This window comes from Escherichia sp. MOD1-EC7003, assembly GCF_002965065.1.
Taxonomy (GTDB): Bacteria; Pseudomonadota; Gammaproteobacteria; order Enterobacterales; family Enterobacteriaceae; genus Escherichia.
Genome location: NZ_PTRE01000192.1, coordinates 1 through 4,011 on the forward strand (window position 1 = coordinate 1; position 4,011 = coordinate 4,011).

Annotated in this window: 3 protein-coding genes and 1 pseudogene; all 4 read left to right on the forward strand. The window is 49.4% G+C overall.

From position 1 onward, the window contains the following. Nucleotides 1-60: 60 nt before the first annotated feature. Nucleotides 61-858, forward strand: a pseudogene (locus A7090_RS23360) (amino acid ABC transporter substrate-binding protein); the annotation flags it as partial. Nucleotides 859-925: 67 nt separating this feature from the next. After that, on the forward strand, nucleotides 926-2,107 hold the full coding sequence (locus A7090_RS23365) for an amino acid ABC transporter permease (RefSeq protein WP_105275708.1): 1,182 nt from the start codon (nucleotides 926-928) through the stop codon (nucleotides 2,105-2,107). A 9-nt stretch (nucleotides 2,108-2,116) separates the two neighbouring features. After that, entirely contained in the window at nucleotides 2,117-3,220 is a 1,104-nt protein-coding gene (locus A7090_RS23370; RefSeq protein WP_105275709.1) for an amino acid ABC transporter permease, read from the forward strand. A 7-nt stretch (nucleotides 3,221-3,227) separates the two neighbouring features. Next, complete coding sequence (locus A7090_RS23375; RefSeq protein WP_105275710.1) at nucleotides 3,228-3,977, forward strand: amino acid ABC transporter ATP-binding protein; 750 nt, start codon at nucleotides 3,228-3,230, stop codon at nucleotides 3,975-3,977. The last annotated feature ends 34 nt before the right edge of the window (nucleotides 3,978-4,011 follow it).

Here is a 4,011-nt window from a genome sequence, read left to right on the forward strand (position 1 = left end):
TAATGACCAATAGCGGACATTAAAAATGGCGAAAAACGGCCAATAATCTTGGCGTTGACAACGAAAGTGAAATATACCCCGCTCACCGCAAAAGAACGCTTCACGGCATTGCAATCTGGTGAAGTTGACTTGCTCTCCCGCAATACGACCTGGACTTCATCCCGCGACGCGGGTATGGGAATGGCATTTACTGGCGTCACTTATTACGACGGCATTGGCTTCCTGACGCACGATAAAGCGGGTTTAAAAAGCGCGAAAGAACTGGATGGCGCTACCGTCTGTATTCAGGCGGGTACTGATACCGAACTCAACGTTGCCGATTACTTCAAGGCAAACAATATGAAGTACACACCAGTGACTTTCGATCGCTCTGACGAATCAGCGAAGGCACTGGAATCTGGTCGCTGCGATACGCTGGCCTCGGACCAATCACAACTGTATGCCCTGCGCATCAAATTAAGTAACCCAGCGGAATGGATTGTCTTACCGGAAGTTATCTCTAAAGAACCGCTTGGTCCAGTAGTTCGTCGTGGCGATGATGAATGGTTCTCGATTGTACGTTGGACGCTTTTCGCCATGCTGAATGCTGAAGAGATGGGCATCAACTCCCAGAACGTCGATGAAAAAGCATCTAATCCAGCAACGCCTGATATGGCGCACCTGCTGGGTAAAGAAGGCGATTACGGCAAGGATCTGAAGCTGGATAATAAATGGGCCTATAACATCATCAAACAAGTGGGTAACTACTCGGAAATTTTTGAGCGTAACGTAGGTTCAGAAAGCTCGCTGAAGATTAAACGTGGGCAAAATAATCTCTGGAATAACGGCGGTATTCAGTACGCGCCGCCCGTGCGTTAAGTCGGTATGAGGTAACGAGCGTCGCTACGGCGGCGCTCTCTTCAGCGTTATGGTTTTCGAGGTTTCTATGTCTCATCGCCGCTCAACCGTTAAAGGCTCACTCTCCTTTGCCAACCCTACGGTTCGCGCCTGGTTATTCCAGATCCTTGCCGTTGTTGCTGTTGTCGGCATTATTGGTTGGTTATTTCACAACACCGTAACAAATCTCAGTAATCGTGGCATTACTTCAGGTTTTGCCTTTCTGGATCGCGGCGCTGGCTTCGGTATTGTCCAGCATTTGATCGATTACCAGCAGGGCGACACCTACGGACGCGTTTTTATTGTTGGCTTACTCAATACTCTACTGGTTTCAGCATTATGTATGGTATTCGCTTCTGTTCTGGGCTTCTTTATCGGTCTGGCGAGACTTTCGGATAACTGGCTGCTACGAAAGCTTTCCACAATTTATATTGAGATCTTCCGTAATATTCCCCCACTGCTGCAAATCTTCTTCTGGTACTTTGCCGTGTTGCGCAATTTGCCCGGACCACGCCAGGCAGCGAGTGCGTTTGATCTGGCCTTTTTGAGCAATCGTGGGCTTTATATTCCGTCGCCGCAGCCGGGAGACGGATTTATTGCGTTTATCCTGACTGTTGTTATTGCTATAGCCATTTCTGTTGGACTATTCCATTTTAATAAAACGCACCAGATAAAGACCGGACAACTGCGTCGAACCTGGCCGACCACCGTTATGTTGATCATTGGCTTACCTTTACTGGCACAGTGGCTTTTTGGTGCGGCACTGCAATGGAATGTTCCCGCCCTACAAGGTTTTAATTTCCGCGGCGGGATGGTTTTAATTCCTGAACTGGCAGCCTTAACGCTGGCGCTTTCGGTTTATACCTCGGCATTTATCGCCGAGATTATCCGCGCCGGGATCCAGGCCGTGCCTTATGGTCAACACGAAGCAGCTCGGTCACTGGGATTACCTAACCCGGTTACGCTACGCCAGGTCATTATTCCCCAGGCACTGCGAGTGATTATTCCACCGTTAACCAGCCAGTATCTCAACATCGTCAAAAACTCCTCTCTTGCCGCCGCTATTGGCTATCCGGATATGGTTTCGTTGTTTGCTGGCACCGTGCTGAACCAGACCGGGCAAGCCATCGAGACGATAGCCATGACTATGTCGGTCTATCTGATTATCAGCCTGACAATCTCGCTGTTGATGAATATCTATAACCGCCGCATCGCGATCGTTGAACGCTAAGGAGTCATGATGACAAAAGTATTGCTGTCTCATCCCTCGCGCCCGGCGAGCCACAACTCAGGCCGCGCTATCGTGTGGATGCGCAAAAATCTGTTCTCCAACTGGAGCAATAGCCTGCTGACTATTGGCTGCTTATGGTTGATGTGGGAGCTGATCCCACCGCTGCTGAACTGGGCTTTTTTACAGGCCGACTGGGTCGGTTCAACACGGGCCGACTGCACTAAAGCCGGGGCTTGTTGGGTCTTTATCCACGAACGCTTCGGTCAGTTTATGTATGGGCTTTACCCACACGACCAACGCTGGCGAATTAACCAGGCATTACTGATTGGCCTTGTTTCTATCGTGCCAATGTTCTGGAAAATACTCCCACATCGCGGTCGTTATATTGCGGTATGGGCGGTGATTTACCCACTGATTGTCTGGTGGCTGATGTATGGCGGGTTTCTTGGTCTTGAGCGGGTTGAAACCCGGCAATGGGGCGGACTGACGCTAACTTTAATTATTGCATCAGTTGGGATTGCAGGAGCGCTACCGTGGGGGATCTTACTGGCGTTAGGTCGCCGCTCCCATATGCCGATTGTGCGTATCTTATCGGTCATTTTTATCGAGTTCTGGCGTGGCGTACCGCTAATCACCGTTTTGTTTATGTCTTCGGTCATGCTGCCGTTGTTTATGGCAGAAGGCACCAGTATCGACAAACTGATCCGCGCACTGGTTGGAGTCATTCTGTTTCAGTCAGCATATGTTGCGGAAGTCGTGCGAGGTGGATTACAAGCGCTGCCTAAAGGGCAATACGAAGCAGCAGAGTCGCTGGCATTGGGTTACTGGAAAACTCAGGGGCTGGTTATTCTGCCACAGGCGTTGAAGCTGGTAATTCCTGGGCTGGTAAATACCATCATCGCACTCTTCAAAGATACCAGTCTGGTGATCATCATCGGGCTGTTCGATCTTTTCAGTAGTGTGCAGCAGGCAACCGTTGATCCAGCCTGGTTGGGTATGTCGACGGAAGGGTATGTTTTCGCCGCACTGATCTATTGGATCTTCTGTTTCAGCATGTCACGTTATAGCCAACATCTGGAAAAACGTTTTAACACCGGGCGTACACCGCATTGAGGACACTATGAGTCAAATTTTACCGCAACCTGCTAATGCGATGATTACGCTGGAAAACGTCAATAAATGGTATGAACAATTCCATGTTCTGAAAAATATAAATTTAACCGTGCAACCGGGAGAACGAATAGTACTGTGTGGCCCTTCTGGTTCGGGGAAATCGACAACCATTCGTTGTATTAATCATCTGGAAGAACATCAACAGGGACGGATCGTGGTGGATGGCATCGAACTTAACGAAGATATCCGCAATATTGAGCGTGTCAGACAGGAAGTGGGAATGGTTTTTCAGCATTTCAATCTCTTCCCTCATCTGACCGTTTTACAGAACTGTACCCTGGCACCGATTTGGGTACGTAAGATGCCAAAGAAAGAGGCTGAGGCTCTGGCGATGCATTATCTTGAGCGGGTGAGAATTGCTGAACATGCACAGAAGTTTCCCGGACAGATTTCTGGTGGTCAGCAACAACGCGTTGCCATAGCGCGTTCACTTTGTATGAAACCAAAGATCATGCTGTTTGACGAACCTACGTCGGCGCTAGATCCGGAGATGGTAAAAGAAGTGCTGAATACGATGATTGGGCTGGCGCAGTCAGGTATGACGATGCTGTGCATAACGCATGAAATGGGGTTTGCGCGAACCGTCGCTGACCGGGTGATTTTTATGGATCGTGGGGAGATAGTGGAACAAGCTGCACCGGATGAGTTTTTTGCGCATCCTAAATCAGAGGTAAGCGTGCAGCAAGAACCGTATTGACGGGGATGTGTTATTCAGTCGGCAGTGCTACGCG